Raw genomic sequence first — 19,219 nt, 5'->3', positions numbered from 1 at the left:
ATATAGGTGCAAAATGGATTCCTTAGGTACTGTAATAGCAATTCTGAATGAAAAAAACTTACTAATTAAAGTAAATAGAAATGCTAATCATCTAGAAGGTAGAACATTTAAAGTCGTTGAAAAAGTTAAACTCCCAGAGGATAGAAAAGTTGAAAATATTGACAGTATTCTTTTCCCAAAAGGCCGAATTACTCTAATGCTATATCAAGGTGAAAGTATCTACTTGGCAAATGTTGTTACAGAAACAAAAACAGTCACAAAAAAAATAATTAAGGAAGGTGGTCGCAAAGCACTTAGCAGTTTACTAAACCCTTTTGATACTTACGGCGAAACAGAAGAAATAACACAGAAAGTTCCACTCAAAAGCTCAGCTCAACTTTCCAAAAGTCAAAGCTTAGAAATTAGACTAGAAAATGAAATCAAGATAGGTGACTATATAATTGAATAGGGTGAAAAATGGAAAACAGCAATATTCAGCTAACAGTTGATCAACTCTCTAAAATCTTGTATCAATCTGCACAGACTCAAAGCACGAACAATATTCCAGAACTCTTACTATGGTTTGCCTTTATTGGTGGGTTAACAGTAACTTCATTCCAAATATTAAAGTTTATAATCCAATTTATTGTTCCTTCTAAACTAGATATTCGACTTTCAAAGGAAGTCTTTTTTAGAGTTTCAGAATGGGGTGAGAGCTTATTTCCAAATATTATTCTAATAAGCCGAAGAAAAACAAGTGAAATTAAAAGCATCTCTTTTGAACTTAAGAAGGTTTCCAAAGAAAACTCTACATCTGAACATAAGTTTCTTGTTAAGCCTAAATACTTTGGTGAAAAAACAAAAGTTGATGGAGTACCTATAGCCGAGAACTATTTCCATACTCAAAGCTCTCTTTTCTTTATTCCTGTAGACAAACCGATTAGAATGGTTGTATTAGCGATAGTGGATGGTTCAGAAGAAAAGTTTAGTAAAACGATTACTGATTTCAAGGTAGCGATTGAAGGATTCAGAGATGAATATTCAAACCAAACAGATGAAGTCGACCAAGAATTTATAAATAATCTTCGCACTAGAGCAGATGGAATTATCAAGGAGTACTCTTCAAAAATACTCGACATCATACAACTAAAACCTGGTAAGTATGAGCTAACATCAAGTATTGAATATAAAACGTTACATTTACTGGCAATGAAACGCACATCAAATTCTAAAATTTCTTTTACTGTTGAAGATGGAATAAGAGACAACTACAGGATTAAGCTTGAAGCCACTCTTCGGAACATTCTACAAGACAACATATCTAACAAGCAATCAACATATAATTTCCCAGAATATTATCCTATAAATGTTAAGGAGCTATAAAACCATAACTATCAAGGCTAACTTTCTATTCTAGCATTACACCACAAAAGATTGATAATTTTCGACGCTTACTAATCAATTAGGTAGATACTATTTCAACACTACAAAAATTCAACGACTTTAACTTACTTTAAAAGTCTTCAGCATCATCAATTCTTGATATTTTGTCTTATACAATGAAGGTATTAAAGTTTTTTGTTTCAATCGTTATTTCAAAGAAGTTAAAGCGCTCGCCCCAATCTCCGCAGCCGCAACTCCACCAACAGCACTTTCTATTATAGAGTAAAGTCCTACATTTTTCGCAAACGAACCAGAAGGATAAGCCTCACATACAAACCTTCTCACTCTCGTGCTGGAATAATAGTGTATTTATTTTCAGGAACAATAACAAGGTAACTCCATGCCTTAAAAACTTTAACTTCTCCGTCCGCGACATCAGTAGAGCAAAGATAGGAAGTCTTACTTTTTAGTAGCAAACATCCATTTACTCCCCTCTTTGGATAAGTAATATTTTGAATAATCTCGTAACCATTGCTTACACTGGAATACACAACGACAGAGTTTATGCTTAATAGGAGCAAAGCATAAATGGGTAAGTATAATACTAAGATGGCAACTTTTTCTTTTATAATTAAGTCATTAAATACAACAAACTCAACTATGAAGAAAATCAAAAACATTAATATACATGAAACATAAGCAGCTCCCGTATCATTTATGACCCAATACCTAGGATTAAACACGTTAAACACTAGAAATATGATACTTAAGAAAAAAGCTATAACTAGTCTATATTTTATTTTTTTATTTACCACTTTAAAGCCCCATACAAACGTTGTAATTATGCATATCACCTCTTGCTGCAAACGGTGCACACTCAATCTTCAACATATTATCATAGAATATCTTATATGTTTTCTGAGCAGCTTCATTATAAATCTCCCCCACAGCTTTTGTTGCCTTATCCGTTCTAATACGTAACTTTCCAGATTGATCAAAGCCAGAGCCTGATACTTTATCAGCAAGAACCTTTCCTACTCCTGCAGCAGCACCTCCAATGACAGCTCCAATTATTACTTTTCCTATATTCTTAGAATTAAATGGATTCTCTCCCTCTAAAGCGAGAGATGTACTTGTAGCACCTCCTCCAGCTAGAGCACCTGAAAGAATTGTTCCTACCAGCCCCTTTCCAAAAGCAAATGAACCCAAGGCTCCGAACGCAGCACCTGCAACACCAACAACACCACCAATAGCCATTCCTTTTAGAATTCCTATCGCATCCTCTCCCGAGAAAGCAGATACCAAACCACCAACAGCAGCACCGATAAGGAATGCTGAAACAACAAATTCCCCGGTCGGATCAACAAGGAAGCCAGGACGATTAGATGCGTACGTATACTTATTAATAACAGATACAGGTAGTAACTGATTACCACTTACAGGATCGACTTGAAGAAATCGTCCCGCCAATGGATCATATGTTCTTTTCCTAAAATGATATAAATTACTTTCCTCATCAAACTCACGTCCCGTAAATGTAAAATGAGCTTTTAAGGGTAGTGAATCTATATCGACAATATCACCTTTACCATTTTTCCCTGAAACAACACCAAATGAAGTGTAATCATAAGACTGAACAGAGGTTCCATTGTTATCGACAATATCAACAACAGATCCTATGTGATCTTTAAAAAAGAAGTAACTTCCAACCACTGTCGAAGTATTGTTTTCTTTTCCAGCCTGTGAAATATCTACAGCTAAAACATCATCTGTCCTCATCATAGAATGTGTATATTTTGCTAATATTTCATTGTTTTCATTAAATATATGTACAATCTCATCACCATCAAAAGAAAATCGCCTTATTTTTGACTTATTATCTTTAAAATCATTTATAACTTTTTCAACCCTACGTCCGATGGCGTCGAAAGTATAAAATGCTTCTATTTCCTTGCTTATTCCTTGTTTAAAATACTGATAACCAATCAATTGATTCTCAGAATTGTAAATATATTGATGAGTATCGTTATTTTGTTTATCAATTTTACTTGAAAGATTTCCAGCATCATCGAAGTAATACAAATACTTCCAGTCTTCAGTCAGACGTTGCCCTGTTTGATCATAAGAGTAAGAGCCATTGTCATCCGAAATTCTATTACCTAAATTATCATATTCGAAGATTTCGAGTGGAACTCCACCACTAGAGACACCCACTAATTGATCATTGTTGTCGTAGCTGTAGTCTTCGACTGATGCAGGTGTTCTTTTTTGTGTAATGTTTCCGACTCCATCGACTTGATAAGTAAAGCTATTAATTATTCCTTGATTATTTTCATGGATAATTGATTTAACAGCATTATTATCAAAGTATGTATATGATGATGTACTTCCAGGCCTTGTAATCCTTGCCAGTCTATTTTTAGAATCGAAGTCAAAGTCAAAGACCTCACCCTTATGATTAACTAAACGACGGAGCCTATTTATTGAATCATATTCGTAAGTATTTACCTGATCTCCATCTCGGAACTCAGTACGGTTACCGCGAGAGTCATAAGAATACTCAAAGTCAAGACTTGGAAGATCTGTTCTTTCTCCAACCCCAAATGACCCAGCAATATTTACAACATCGCCAATTTCTAGATGTTCGTACTCAAAGTTTACCTGAGTCACATTATTACGTGCCATTGTTAGATTTCCACGGCTATCGTATGCGTACTCGTATAGATTATCAGGTAGAATCTTTTTAGTTAGCTCATTTGCACTGTTATATTGATATTGCTTAATAACACCATTAGGTAAAACCTCTTTAGTTACGTTATTATTTAAATCATATTCAAGTGAAGTTACTCTTCCAAGAGGGTCTACTTTTTCAATTAAGCGATCAAGCGTATCATAAGTAAAACTTGTAACTTTTCCATTTGGATCGAGAATATTAGCAAGCTGACCAGTTGCTGAATATGTATATGATGTTTTATCTCCATTACCATCAGTAACTGAAAGCAACCTATTAAATTCGTCATATTCTCTTAAAACATTTTGACCTTTAGCATTTGTTATAGAAGTAATATTACCTGAAGCATCTCTTACAAAGTCAGTAACGTTACCAAGTTCATCCGAACTGGCGAGAACATTTCCTACATCACTATAAAGATATTCAACAAAAGTTCCATCGGGATTTGTCTTCTTACTTACCAATCCCATAGAGTTGTATTCATATGAAACTGTTTGACCGATTTGATTCTTTTTAGAAACAAGTTGTCCCAGTTCATTATAGAAGTTTTCTTCTACAACATCTCCATTTTCTGTCTTCAGAAGAAGTTGACCAAAGTCATTATATGTATATTTTACTCGTACACCTGTAGCTGTATCATACTTCTCAATTAAATCATTAGAGAAGCCGGCATATACAAAGGAAACTTCAGTTCCATCAGGTCGTTTAACAGAGACTGGACGTCCTATAGAGTCTCTTTCGATTTCAGTAGTTTGTCCTTTTACATCTGTAATAGTGTTTACAAATCCAGTGAAGTCCTTTTTCATTGCAACTTCATTGCCTTTTGCATCAACTATGTAGTCAGCGATTGCAGGATCATCAAAGTCTTTTAACTCCGTCTCATCACTTCCATTACCTACAGTATTAGAAGTTCCAACCTCAACAGAAGTTTGTGCACCATTAGCACTTTCACTACTTACTAACTGATCGTAATCATCGAAGTAATAATTTGTGGCAAAGTTATTCTTATTAAAGCTTTGAATAATTTTTCCAGCTTCATCGTATACAAACTTTTCTTTTGTTTGATCTGGATATATAATTTCTGTGAGCTTGGAATCCTCATATACAAACTGAGTTTCTCTTTGTGCTTTATCCACAACTCTGTCTAATAGCCCATCGTAATAGTAGAAGTCATAAAGTTTAATATTATCTTTAATAACCTCAGTTAATAGCTCATCTTGATATTTATATTCTAGTGTTGTCCCGATTAAGCTTTGTGATAAGTACTCACGACCATTATTATCAAAGAACGTTTGAGTTCCATCACGCATAGTTAGCTTAATTTCACCATTATCCAATCTTTCAAGAGTAGTTCCATCATTATCTTTTGTAAAGAAAGCTAGGTTATTTACACCAGTATTTAGAATTACACGTCTAATACTCCTGTGTCCTTTATCAAAAATAAGAAGATTATTATTTTCATCTAGTGCGACTCTTTCAGGAGAGCATAGAGATGCAGATGTAGCAGGGACATTTTCTTTAATCGTAGCACGACATTCACCATCTCCTGCAACAACATAACTGTCTAAAGTTGTTAAATTAATCGCAAGAACACGATTATTTCCAGAGTCTGCAACATATAAGATATTCTTAGAATTATCAATTGCCATTCCCTTTGGAAATGTCAGTGCCATCTCTAGAGCATGGCCACTTAATGCAATTTTTCCTCCATCTTGTGTATTAAGACCTGCAATTTTTGTAATATATCCGGCTGAATCAACCTTACGAATATAACCATTTTCAGTAGATATATAAACATTACCTTGCTTATCAGCAACGATTCCATTTGGATGATACATACTTGCAGCTCTAGCAAGGCCACCATCTCCATTATCTAGAGTTTGTCTATTTCCTGCAAATATCTCAACTTGATTAGTCTCCATATTTACAGAACGAACAACATTATTTCCAGAATCGACGATTAGCAGAGAATTAAACGGAGTAGAAATAAAGTCAGTTATATTATTAAACTTTGAACTTAAGCGATCACCAGCAACATAACCAGAATTAATTCTTTGCCCACTACTTGCAGGAGGGGTTCCACACGATACTCCATTATATTTACTTAAATAAACATCATTCGAACATTCAAATCCAGTCGTTGCACAGGTATTGTTCTTATAAGAATTAGATGAAGATCGACCACTACTTACACCTACCATATTAGTAACATTTCCAACTATAACTTCTTTTGAAGAGTTGTCTATTTGAAACAATGCACCATTAATATCTGCCCCAACAAACTTACCTTCCTCATTTTTAAATACTTTAGAAAAAACATGATTTTGTACATAATCTACTCTGCGATTATTACATCTATATCTATTACATTTTTTCAGACCAAAAGAACCACAGCTATACTTTCCTTCATATCTAACAAAATTATATCCTAAAGTTCCTTCAAACCTCGGTGTTTGTACATTATCAGTAATCTCACCACTATTTGAGTCCAGCTCAACTATTTCTCCATTTGTTCTCGATATATACGAAGAAGAACCGTAAAAACTTGCACTAAAAATATCCTCTTCAGATGTATAGACAGTTTGTATCTGATTATTCGCATAGTATGATTTAACTTCACCACTTGGCGATTCAAGAGCGAGAACAGCAGACTTTGGATCTAAAATCTGACTATTAATACCAAGCTTCCATCCTTTACCAAACTCTGACGTTGACCTATTTTGTACAATTACGTTTCCTGAATACGCATATGGATATAATTCTTCAATTAATTTTGAATCTGGACTACTCATGGCTTGTTTAATTTCCCCAGACAATAAATATAATGCAGAACTTGTTGGCATTAAGTAATATGTACCAAGAGTCATTGTTTTCAATTGGATTTCATATTCAGAGAGGTATGGATGATAACCAGACTTTTGATCTTTTAAGTCTAATGCATAAGAAATTACAGAATTATTTGGTACTCCAGTAAATGGATATCTTTCACTTGTGTAATCGCCTACAGATGCCCATGCCCATACATTTTCAGGCTCAACCCACTGTTTCCCTTCAAAAGAAACATTAAATCCTTTTCCTTCAATTCTCTGTTTCCCAAGGCTCGTTCTCTCGATTTTCCTTTCTTGCTTATCGACACTAATGATGTTTGAAACAACTAACTTAGGATTTGCCCATGTACTATTGTAAACGAAACTAGGTGCGAAGTCCTTACCTGCTATCTTCATTGAAGGTATGCTCGCTGATAAAGATAAACCGTTCTTTCCAACAGTTGCTTCATTTACTGCATCATCAGAGAAGCTAGATAGCTTAGGAGCAATAGGTGCTACAAAAACTTCAGAGAAATGCGTGATTCCTCCATTCTCAACAGATTCAACAGTTTGGCCATCATCCGAAACTTGAGAAAGTCCATCAATTTCCCATATTCCCGTATCACTATTTTTAGAATAAACGATTAGCTGAGTTTTTGGTGGAAATTCATTATCATTTGGTAAAACTAGATTTGCAGGCTCTCTAAACTTTAGTCCAGATGGTTCAAGAGCATAAACAAACTCAGGCTTTACATATTCTGGAGGTCTAACATTTAAATGTTCAGAAGCAAGCTTACTGACACTTATTGTTCCTGTTTCAGTTCCGTCAGGAAATACTGTGTTACCAGAATCTACACTTAGAGCAAAGCCTTCTACATTTGGGTTAGTTACAGTAGTTGAAGTTGTTTCATCAACGACTGTCTCATTTCCATCAATTACGAGAGGTACCAATGTTATTGGCTTACTTAATACATTTAATTGATTACTTCCGAGTGAAAAAGCAACACTAGTCTTATTATATCTCTCCTCATAAGTCTCATCTTCATTTGCTACGTTAATACCCGACGCATCAAAAGAAACCTTTTGGTCTCCTGTTGCTGGATTCGAAATTGAAAAAATACCTGATGCATCAGTAATGGCACTCTGATTTGAATTAATAATAGTAACTGTTACTCCGGCCATTGGTTCGCCATGAATATTCTGAACCTTTCCTGAGAAAGTAGTATCAATATTATATCTTAGAGTTACATACTCAGTTCTATCATAGACATCATCAACACCTTTAAGTGTAACTTCTGAAGCAATAGGAAGTTCAATTTGAAAACGGCCTCTCTCATCTGAATTAATTGAATTAAAGCCGAAAAACCCTGTTGAAATCTCAAGACCTGGTTGAGAAGCCCACTCTGCCCCAGTAACGACAATTGTATATGGGTCATTTTCTTTTGGCTTAATTGATATAAGCTCAGCTCTTAAAACCTCTAAAATAATAACAGCATCAATTTCAACAACAGTTTCATTAGATGCATAATCAATAGCTGTAATTTTTAAATGAAAGTCACCTTCTCTTTCTGCTGTAAAAATATGACTTATATTTAAACGATTTGATGAAATATCAATTTCTTCGTCATTTAGAAGAACTCTATCTAGTTTCTCACTACTTTTAAAACTTACTGGAAAAGTAATTAAATCAATGATTGAGTTATGAATTGGTGAAATATCACTCAGTTCAGGAGCTATTGTGTCTAACTCAATAGCTGGATAACTAACTTCATTTACGTTACCTGCTCTATCCATTACACGAACGATAATATTATTCATTCCTTCAGTTAATGTTATGAATCCACTAAAAAGGCTATCTTCTACCGAGCTAACAAGTTGATTATTATTAAAAATATCAATTTGTGTCGGAGACTTATCTGTCACCATAACGTCTGATTGAAATAATGTTTCGTTAGTGATTAGCCTTTCAACATTATTTAAGGCAATTTCTGGAATTACAGTATCCCAAAAGAAAGTATATTCTAATGTATCAGTAGCATTACCAGCATGATCAAATGCAGTAGCTTTAAATAGGTATTCACCATCCGCTAACGAATTAAAGTCGATATTAATATCTAATACTCTGTCTTCGCCTACATTTTGATTAATACTTGGTAGAGCATGCTCTGTTAAAGACCCATCTACAACCTTAAACAGCTCAAACTTGGACTTTGAAGTATCAAGATCACCAAAATCATCACCGGCCTGTAAATTTATAGAAAAGTCTGAATTAAAGTAATTATTCTGTCCTTCATATGAAATATGAGACCATTTTGGAGAAATTAAATCCTCAGCTACAGGAATTGTATAATCTAGAGACCCGTATACAAATTCTTTTTCAGACTTTTTACCTTTTCCTTTAAAATCAAGATTTAGTTTTTTAAGAAGATCAAGTCTTAAGCTATTGGCCTCAGAAATACTTAGAGATGATATTTCTCTGTTGATTTCCAACTCATTTCCAAAAGACACTTCAATATATCCCGTATTAGAAATTTCAACACTTTTATGAGATAGAGACAAAGCATACTGATTTAGCCCATCATCTTCAAATGACTTATCATGCTTATCATTTTTCTCATCTATCTCAGGAAACCAAAAACTTTTCTCTGATAGGTTCTTAGATTTCGCTTCAACATTTACACTTCTACCTTCAATTGGTGATCCTAGTGGTACTCTAAGAGACATTTTATGCCCTGAGTAAAAACTAGAATAATAGAATGGAAAAGATATTTGATTATCGACTTGAAGTGGTACTTTTATCTGAGCTAAAACAGAAGTATCCTCTTCTACTAAACTATCAATATTTTTAGATACTCTTTCTAGTCTAGATTTAAGCTGCTCTAACCACTCAACTAAACGGTCTGTTAATACACGCCCTTCTAGTTTTGCTATTCTTTTTTCCACTAAAAGAATTCTCTTATTTAGCTTGGCTTGGAGTTTTTCATACTTCTTTATTCTTTTATCTTCTTTAGCAACTAAGATATGAAGAGTATTTTCTGTACCAGTGCTAAGCTCTGGCGTAGAAAAAGTCCATTTATATTCATGGCCATGCTTCGTCACCTGAAGATGGTCAGTCACTTCTGTCATTGCATCTGGAAAGTAAGCTCTTATAGAAACATTACCATCTAACGTTGCTCTACACTTTTCTTTATTATGAATAGAAGAATATTTAGAGACACAAATTGAACCTGAAAGTTCAGTTGTTGAGCCAGAATTATGCTTAACTTCACTAGGAGCCGGTGTATCGTACTTAATGACAACACCCTTTCTATTATACTTTGAACCAACAAATGCCAAAGAACTTAGTGAGATTGAAAATAATAAAATAAGCTTAGTGAATAAGTTTCTATTCATGATCATACGTCCTGCTATTATTTTAATTAATTAGTTGCTGAAGAGTTTGAATTAGCTAAGGCCAATAGTTCTTGATAATCTTCATCCGAAATTGCCCCATCAGCTTTTAAGTCATCTAACTCTGATTTAGATAAGCTATATGGGGTTTCTTTTAACGCTTCTTTAAATTGAGCGATTTCTTCTGACTTAGACTGTGAGAATGATTTATTAGTGCTAGAGACCTTTAAGCCATCTCCTGTTCCAGAGTTACAGCTTAATAGTATTAAAGAACAAAAAACTAAAACTATGAATGAATTCTTCATTTATCCCTCATCAAATATTTATATTTAATTGAGTATCGGGCACAACAAATTTTTCTGAAAAAGAAAATCCATATTTCTTTAAACAGGCAATAAAATCGATAACTTATGTGACAAAACTCAAGAAATTGCACTACTCCTACACACAAAGAGTACTCTAACAAAGGCATCCGAAGTTGTTTCTAAAGATATTCTTAAGAAAAAGAGGAGTTATTCAAAATAGAATTGTAAACATTGGATGAAATACACGAAATATTGGCAATTTTCTTAAAAATAAGCGTACCTAGTTAAAGGCACGCTCCGTTGTAGCATAGCTAACTTTTAACAACCTTTTAACAAGGAGGTAAGTTATCTAAGTTGTTCGAGCTATAGTTATCTGGGGCAGTCGTTAAATACTCACTCCCTCCGTTTGACTTAACTAGAACATCTACCTTGTTCCCACCTACATTAACGAAGTAAGAGTGAAGTCCTAAATTGATATCTGAGATTACCTCAGATGATTTCCTTGGTGACCAATCAGAACCCAAGTTACAAACACCAAGAATGTTATCGTTTGAGTCCTTTTTCACCTTCTTAATCTCTCTCGTAGCCATTTCTGCCTCCCTATTTGTGAGATTTGTTTCTAAAGTCAACCTTTTACATTTAGTAGACATATTTATCAATTTTATTTTCTAACATTGAAAAAAATATAGACGATAAGTTATTTATAAAACTTTGAGTGGTAATTTATGAGCTATAAAAACTTTAATGAATTAAATTTTTGTAAGAATCTTAAAAAAATAAGAAAGTCATCTGGATATACACAGGCACAGGTGGAAGAGAAGCTAGACTTAAGGCCAATGGCAATCTTCGATTTTGAAAGAGGAAGAATAAAACTTAATATTGAAACAGCAATACAGCTAGCAAATCTATATGACTGTACACTAGAAGAAATATACTCAATTGAAATAGAAAAAAACAATACAGAAACAAAGGAAACATCAGATTTACGTTTTCTACCAGTACTTCAAACAGGAATCTCAAATAAGAACTACTACATAATACATCATCACCTTATAACTGATCCAATAATCATGGCCGACCTTGGCCTTAATGAAGTACCTCTTAGAAAATCACCATTTGATAGAATTACAGACAAGCTAACAGAGAACCAAAAAAGAAAAGTTACAATCGAAGTATTAAAATACATGAGTTCTCTAATAAATATAGACAATAAAATAACAACTGAAGAGAAGATTATATTTAATGAATTAATGAGCTCCCTAAGCTTTCCTCTAACAGAACAAGAGAAAGCATCAATAAACAGAGCGAATAAGAAAACATATCTAGGAAAGACATCTCCAAAGTATTTCAAAACTGATGCAATAAAGCGATTTTTAGTATGGCTCCTAATAATTACTGCAAAATCTGATAATGACTTCGCAGAAGAAGAGGAAAGCTACATTAAAAAGATAGTACAACATATAGGTCTTAGACTTGATGACTTCGACTATATAAAGAAGAAAGTCATTAACCTTTAATTAAATATAATCAAATTACTATACTCAACAAAACACTTTAAACCTTGAATTTGCACTTAATCAGTTCTTAAAACTCTTGATTGTTGATGATTCTGATGTATATGCCTTAATGTAGCAGATGAGTCGAATGAAGCGATTTTCTACTCTTCTAAGAATACGTGATAAATTGGGTTACCTGAACTCACCTCTGTTTTAATTTCCAATATATTCAGTTTTATTTATACCTACAGACTTCTCAACTCGTATCCTAATAAGACTATATAACCTTAGAAATTAATTACCTAACTATCTAGCCATTTAATAACCCCGAAAATAAGAATGTTGTATATGAATATAACTAAACAATAGAACAAGTGGGACTTTGTCTTTCTTACACGTAATATACAGTCCAATTTAAGCTTTATTACTTTATCTGAATCTTGAACTTTATTCACTTCGATTAATGATTTAAATACAGTTGGGTCAGTATACCAATTCTCGAACCATTTATTTGGTTGCTCACTTCTTAATAAACTTATTAGCTTTCTTATATGCTTTATTGATTTCAAACGATACAATGCCATATAAAGAAAACTCCCCATCATTAAAAAGAAGTTAAACAAAAGAACATATTTTAAAACTTCATTCGACATTATTGAGCTCTGCTGGACTATTCATATTATCTATTATGCCGCTTCTTCCGCATAACCACTTCCCATATGCAAAGATTAAAAATAATTGGAGCAATTTTCCTTAATTTTCTTTATTAGTCTTCCATGAAAATTGGAATTATTGAGCATACTTGGTGAAATCAATAGTTTAACTATATGAATTTTCTCATTAAAATTAGCCCCGCTACAAGCGTGACCAAACCTCTCAACGCAGTACTCTGTTAAGTTGTGATCACTATAAGAAAATGTAGAAAAAGCAATGTTTCCCAATTCATCATTACCTAACCTTATAATTAGAAAATATTTTATAATAGTATTTTCTAAATGGTTGAGTAACTTGCTACTTCTTACATTTTTTGTATTAAGTATTAGTTTTATGTAGTTATCCCCACACATTTCTATTTCTGAATTCATACATAGGCCACAACTTATTAGACTATCATTTAAAATAACGAGTTCATATTTTTTATTAGAAAAAAAAATCCCATTTTAACTTCATTTTTCTCAAGGCTTACTCCAGGAGTAATTGCTAACAATAATAAACCAATAAGAAAAGCTACAGTAATCCCAAATAATAGAAGCCTATTAACTCTGAAGGTCATTTAATTTCCTAATCATCATCTCCCCTTTATAACTCAAGTTGTTGAATATTAAAAAGTATAAATGCTACTCTAATTCTTCAACATAAGATTTGAAGCGAATAAAGGCAAACAAATAAGTAGAATCCCTAATACTAGAAAATATAATGCATGTTCTGCCTTCTTTTTATCACTTTCACTCCATTTTTTTGGATTGGAAAATTGAGTATAAAAGATTTTCCCATTCTGCTTATTACTATTACTATTCACTAAATATAACTTTACAATACCGATAACTACTAATAAGGATCCCAATAAAACTAAAGGATACACCAATATCAAGTTAACGCTTAAATAAATAAATGCTGAAGATATCACTGTTGAAAAAATTCCATTAAATTATTCCAAAGTCCATCATATAAAACTTTTGTATTATTATCATGTGTCTTTGTTTCAGAAACATGTCCTCCAGCGAAAACTTCTGTAGGAGTACCAACACCCAAAGAAACTGATGCAACAGGAGTTCCCTCTCCAGACCCTCCTAAGCTTACACCACCGTCTGCTTTTAAAAATGGTCCACTAACTGAAGCTCCACCAGAGATTCCATTTAATTCTTTTATATTATCATTTCCTATAGTTGCCGTAACTTTCATACTAACACTGGCGCCACCTCCAACACCAAAGCTACTAGTTTTTGTTTCAAAAGTACCGACTTCCGTTCTAAGAAAGTTTTTTGAAATAGGGTTAAAGTCTACTGTACCAACTACACCATACTCTTTCCCTGCCATCCTTATTAAACCACCTGATCCTGATCCACCTAAAGACAAACCAGCCAAGCCATTAGGATCAACATTATTGACTGGATCATTCCCAACATAAGAATAAACATTCATCTCAAGTGGTCTCATACCTCTCTCATTCATCTCTTCTAAGTATAACATATCAGCAGATGCAAAACGTCCTACATTTTGAAGATAGTAACGATTTTTATAATAATATACATCGGATTCGTTATCATAATATTGATCAGTATATAGACTATTTAAATCACCACCTAGAGCTGTGCCACTTCGACTTTCTCCAAATGGGAAGTACTTTTGGTTAAATACTACGTTTCCAGTTGAGTCAGTTCTTAAAACTGTCGATTGTTGGTGATTTTGATGAATATGGCTAAATGTACCAGATGAATCGAATGAAGCGATTCTCTGTTCGCCTAAGAATACGTGATAAACAGGATTACCTGAGTTCACCTCTGTATATTTACCAATGTATTCAGTTTTATTGGTACCTACAGATTTCTCAACTCGCATATTTTCATGATCATAAATATAATTTGAAGTAGTTGTTCCATCTGAAAAAGAATTTAGTCGATTACTTTCATCAAAATTAAATGTCTTAGTCCCTATATTTGATAAATTCCCAAAGCCATCAAAGGTGTAACTAGCTGAATCATAATTTGTTAAAACTTGAGGTCTTGCTTGCTCGTATGAATAAGACTTGACCACACCATCCACTTCTTTTTGAAGGATATTTCCAATTTCATCATAAGTTAGGTCTCGCTTCTTCACACTATTTAAGAAATACTCTTCTAATCTGTTTAATGAGTCATAAAAGAATTGTTCGGACTCAGAGTATACAGTTTCATCAATTCCAATAATTTTAGAACTGCTATCATAAGAATAAGTGTAATTTAAAAGATCATTTGTATTGTTAGCAATAATCAATGATAGTAATCGATAACTTTTGTCAGCCGAGTTATAAACATACTCATCACTAATACCGTTAGATCGATCAACTAAAGTTGGCATATTAAATTCATTGTAACTCACATTAGAAACTAATGAAGATTGTGCGCTGCCATTTTTGACGTAATCAACACCTACAACATGGTTATTATTTGCATAATTATAAAAAACTTCAAGGGAGTTCGAATTGATTTGAGGGTAGACAATAGAATTTAGTCTTCCATTCACCTCGTGATCAAATGTAGTAGTATAGCTGCCACTTGAAGTAGTCTGAGTTTCAGAAGCTAAAGAGTCATAGATATTATAATTATAAGACTTACTTCCCTGTCCATAATTAACACTTGTAAGCTTTCCTATTCCATAACTTGAAGAGACTTCATCATAATTTAAGACGATATTTGAAGCAGTAGAACCTGTACCATAATCAACCAGCTCCTTTCTCCCAAGCTTATCGTAATCATATTGTATTTCTCGAAATGATCCAATTAGGTTTGAACATGTTGCACCAGTGAAATAGTCATACTCTTTTCTACTGATAATAAGATTATCATTATTATGAGCATATTTAACAACTCCGACAGTAGGGTCTTCCTTACAAGCTCGTCTGTTTTGAAAATCAAAGTAAAAGTTTGTAGAAGACAAATGAGGATCTACAATAGATGTAACATTATCCATAATATCATGCAAATAAGAGTTCTTATGACCTTGATCATTTTCAACTTCACTCACACGAGAGAACTCATCAATGAAAGTAATTAATTTATGTCTGTTCTCATCATATATCGTTTTCTTTCCTACTTCGTACTTATTTTCAATAAAAGAAGGATCTAGTGTAGTATGCTGCGGATTGAAACGAAATTCTTCGCGCATTAAGGGGTCATATTGAACTACTGTCTGGCCATTAGAGTTCGTAATATTTTGATTAAAACCATTAACGAATATTGGGTTATATATTTTATATTCCTGTCCATCAATATTAAATTCTTTTCTAACTTGTGTATATGTTGAAGAACTAACTCCTTCTGATATTTTAAAGATTTCTTTTCCTTGAGTATCAAGAAACACTTTTTCATCAAAGGTATCTGCTTCGCCACTAACTTGTCTTGCTTTAGTAATTATCGTTGATAAAGTTGTATTTGAGCCAAAGCTATATTCATAAGAAATAGTCGGTAATAAAGAGGAATCAGCTGGCCCTATCATTTTAACAGGCCTTAAATAACTATCATATTCCAGGGCATGAACTCTTAAATTTTCATCTGTGAAACTTATCATAGTTCCGGTATCAATATCATAGTTTGCTGAAACGAGGTGTCCTAGTGGATTTTGAATTGAAGTTAAATTAATGAAATTAGCATCATAGAAGTAAGAGGTTTTATTATTACGGCCATCATATGACTCTTTAATATTACCAGAGTTATAATAGGTGTAATGAGTTTTTTCTACATATGATGATCCATCATATCTTTCGATTGAAGAAACATTACCATCACTCGTATAACATAATGAAAGATCGTCATACAATACTCTTTGAGATGCGACAAGAGTGTCATTAGAGTCATAGAGTGATTCTTCACAAACCTTATTTAAAGAGAATAAGCCAGACTGATCTAAAGCATACTGCTGAGTTAACTTTCGATATATGCTATCACTACTTGAGTACTCTGACTTTACAGACTCTGTTAAGAATCCATTTTGAAATGTATATGAATAGGTTGTTTTATTAGAGCGAGTGTTATTGCCATATTCATCCCCTTCGACTTTTAATGTTTCTGTTAGATTGGCCCTTTTACTCTCATTACTAAAAGATTCATCTAATAAAAAAGAATTATAAGTATGATGTTCGGACTTTAGAAGATCACCTAAAATGTTTTCGGTATCAAATGTAAAAATTGACTTCTCAGTTAATAGGCCCTTCAAGTAATAATCTAAATCACCTTGATTATATATTTTCTTTTGTACGTATGTTGGTCTAGAGTTATCTCCTAAATTAATCTCGACAATCTCATTAAAGCCCCTAAACTCGTTAGATATTCCGTTATAGTACGGTGACTTATATTGAATATCCTTTTCGATTAAACGAGAAGGGTATCCAAATATTGTTGTCTTAATTTTAGTAACTGCTGCAAATGAGACACCTGTACTATTCTCCTTATTCACCACTTCAAAAGCTGTACTTGGTGTATATTGTATTTCAACTTGTTTTCCTTGATTATTATCAATTAACCTTAAAAGGTTATCCCCAGTTTTATAAAAAGATAGGTATCTGAAATCTCTCTCATAATTTGTCCAAACAACATCTGACACACCATCACCATTAATATCAAATATATCAATATGAATATCTTTATCTGAATAATTTATTAATTTATCAAAATATTTAAAAATTGGAGAAAAACTACCATTTGATCGTCCATAAACAATAGCAACACCAGCTTTATTTGCGACTAAGTAATCAACTATTCCATCACCATTAAAGTCTGCTATAAACTTATTCAAAGCACTGTTTTTTGAAATTTGCCAAATTTCTTTATTTGATTCATCAAATCTTATCGATTGTACTTGTCCAAAATCACCATTACCAAGACTTGGGAAATAGTAGACCCCTGTTGAATCAATTTTTCCAAGATCAACAAGGCCATCACCGTTAAAGTCACTAATTAAAGTAGACTTACTTGCTAAACTTAATGCCTTAGATGACAGCGAAGGATAAATAATTTTCTTATATGAACTTTCACCATCACTTAAAATTGAAATAAGTTTTTCTGGTAAACGGATTAGGAAATCCAAGTGTCCGTCTCCATTTAGATCGATAGTTCGAACTTCACTTGAACTATAATTATAATGTGGAAGAAGCGATAACTTAGAAAATTCATTTGAAAATGAAAAGCTACCATTCTTATCAACTCCACCTTTAAATACCTTTGGCGCTAATCCTGAAACGACAAAATCAACAACTCTATCTCCATCAATATCCATTAATTTAGTTTGTTTAGAGTCTAAGATATTTATAAAACTACTATCAACATAGTGGCCTTCGAAGCCATTTCCATAGTTATTAGTCCATACCTTCAGACCATTTCTAGATGTTTCAATATAGTCAACAAGGCCATCTCTATTTAAGTCAATTGTCAAAGTATTGCTCGATTTAAAATTTGGTATTATAGAGTCATTAAAAGAAAATGATTGAACTTCAGGTGCTATGCTATTTCCGTACGAAAATTCAACAGGTGGATTTATATCCTCTCCTACTGAATCATCGACCCCCTTTACTGTGATACGCTCTAAATAAGGAATTTTTGCATTATTAGAATCACTATATTCTAAAATATAGTGTTTAATTATACGACCAGAATTAGACTTCACATATATATCACTACATAGCTTATCTAATTGTTCATATACACCTGAACGATATGAACTTTTAAAAGAATCGCTCTCCTGATACTCAAAAGTAATCTGATATTTATATGTAGCACCATTGTAGCCATATCTTATTTCATCAAGATACTTATAATTCTCGCCACTGTAGTGATAAGTTATCAGATTTCCAGATCGATCTTTTTCTTCACTAATAAGCCACTTTGTCGTACCACTTGATGATGAATGACGAGATGTAGAATTTACTCCAAAAACATCTTCACTCAGGTCAGAGTAATATATATTCCATATATTGTTTTCATGATGATAACGATTACCATTTTGATTTATTTTAGGTGCATACCAATTATCAGAATTACCATCAAAGTTTACTTTTATTAAATCCCCTTCAGATGAATAGAAGCTGTCACCTTCTTGAAATGAAGGAACACCATTTCTCAAGTTTCTTGAAATGTTTTTAAGATTTAAGTTCCAACCTAACCCAAATTCACTTATCCCATTTGAAGAATTATATATAATTCTAATTTTAGGCGCATGATCATTGACACCCTTTGGTAATGAGAGTGAATACTGATAATTAAAATTACCTGTATTTGATGAGTCAACAACTTCACCAGTAAAGCCAGAAATTGTTCCTGGCCCCGAAGGTAAAGAGAGTGCCTCAGGGACTATTCCTGTTGAATAGTCCTCTAAAGCAAGTAAGTTAGTATTAAAAATTAGTAAACCAAAGAGAATAATCTGATTGCGCACTTATAC

At 33.1% G+C, this 19,219-nt stretch carries 8 protein-coding genes; 3 read left to right on the top strand and 5 right to left on the bottom strand.

The window, feature by feature from the left end:
* The first annotated feature begins 13 nt into the window (after positions 1-13).
* Together ABMA72_RS13140 and ABMA72_RS13135 are read left to right on the top strand one after the other, a co-directional pair.
* Complete coding sequence (locus tag ABMA72_RS13140) at positions 14-448, top strand: hypothetical protein (protein ID WP_392858998.1); 435 nt, start codon at positions 14-16, stop codon at positions 446-448.
* Between the two features lie 8 nt (positions 449-456).
* The gene (locus ABMA72_RS13135) at positions 457-1,362 is read left to right on the top strand and encodes a hypothetical protein (RefSeq protein WP_392858996.1); all 906 of its coding nucleotides are present in this window, start codon (positions 457-459) and stop codon (positions 1,360-1,362) included.
* A gap of 341 nt (positions 1,363-1,703) precedes the next feature.
* Here the strand turns inward: ABMA72_RS13135 and ABMA72_RS13130 are convergent, their stop codons facing one another.
* The 4 genes from ABMA72_RS13130 to ABMA72_RS13115 all read right to left on the bottom strand — a co-directional run bounded on the left by ABMA72_RS13130 (position 1,704) and on the right by ABMA72_RS13115 (position 11,185).
* A complete protein-coding gene (locus ABMA72_RS13130; RefSeq protein WP_393057431.1) occupies positions 1,704-1,913 on the bottom strand; it encodes a hypothetical protein in 210 nt (69 codons plus the stop codon).
* A gap of 265 nt (positions 1,914-2,178) precedes the next feature.
* Positions 2,179-10,293, bottom strand: coding sequence for an RHS repeat-associated core domain-containing protein (locus ABMA72_RS13125; RefSeq protein WP_392858994.1), 8,115 nt, complete (start codon positions 10,291-10,293; stop codon positions 2,179-2,181).
* A 26-nt stretch (positions 10,294-10,319) separates the two neighbouring features.
* Positions 10,320-10,595 carry a hypothetical protein gene (locus ABMA72_RS13120; protein ID WP_392858992.1) on the bottom strand — a complete coding sequence of 92 codons (276 nt, stop codon included), beginning with the start codon at positions 10,593-10,595 and terminating at the stop codon, positions 10,320-10,322.
* Positions 10,596-10,924: 329 nt separating this feature from the next.
* A complete protein-coding gene (locus ABMA72_RS13115) occupies positions 10,925-11,185 on the bottom strand; it encodes a DUF3892 domain-containing protein (protein WP_392858989.1) in 261 nt (86 codons plus the stop codon).
* Between the two features lie 135 nt (positions 11,186-11,320).
* Between ABMA72_RS13115 and ABMA72_RS13110 the strand changes: the two genes are divergently transcribed.
* Entirely contained in the window at positions 11,321-12,112 is a 792-nt protein-coding gene (locus ABMA72_RS13110) for a helix-turn-helix domain-containing protein (protein WP_392858988.1), read from the top strand.
* A gap of 1,602 nt (positions 12,113-13,714) precedes the next feature.
* On the opposite strand, the gene ABMA72_RS13105 is transcribed toward ABMA72_RS13110, so the two are convergent.
* The gene (locus tag ABMA72_RS13105; protein ID WP_392858987.1) at positions 13,715-19,213 is read right to left on the bottom strand and encodes an FG-GAP-like repeat-containing protein; all 5,499 of its coding nucleotides are present in this window, start codon (positions 19,211-19,213) and stop codon (positions 13,715-13,717) included.
* Positions 19,214-19,219: the final 6 nt, after the last annotated feature.

Source organism: Halobacteriovorax sp. CON-3, assembly GCF_043196995.1.
Taxonomy (GTDB): Bacteria; Bdellovibrionota; Bacteriovoracia; order Bacteriovoracales; family Bacteriovoracaceae; genus Halobacteriovorax_A.
The sequence above is the reverse complement of the archived record's forward strand: the minus strand, read 5'-3'. Positions and strand labels throughout refer to the sequence as shown.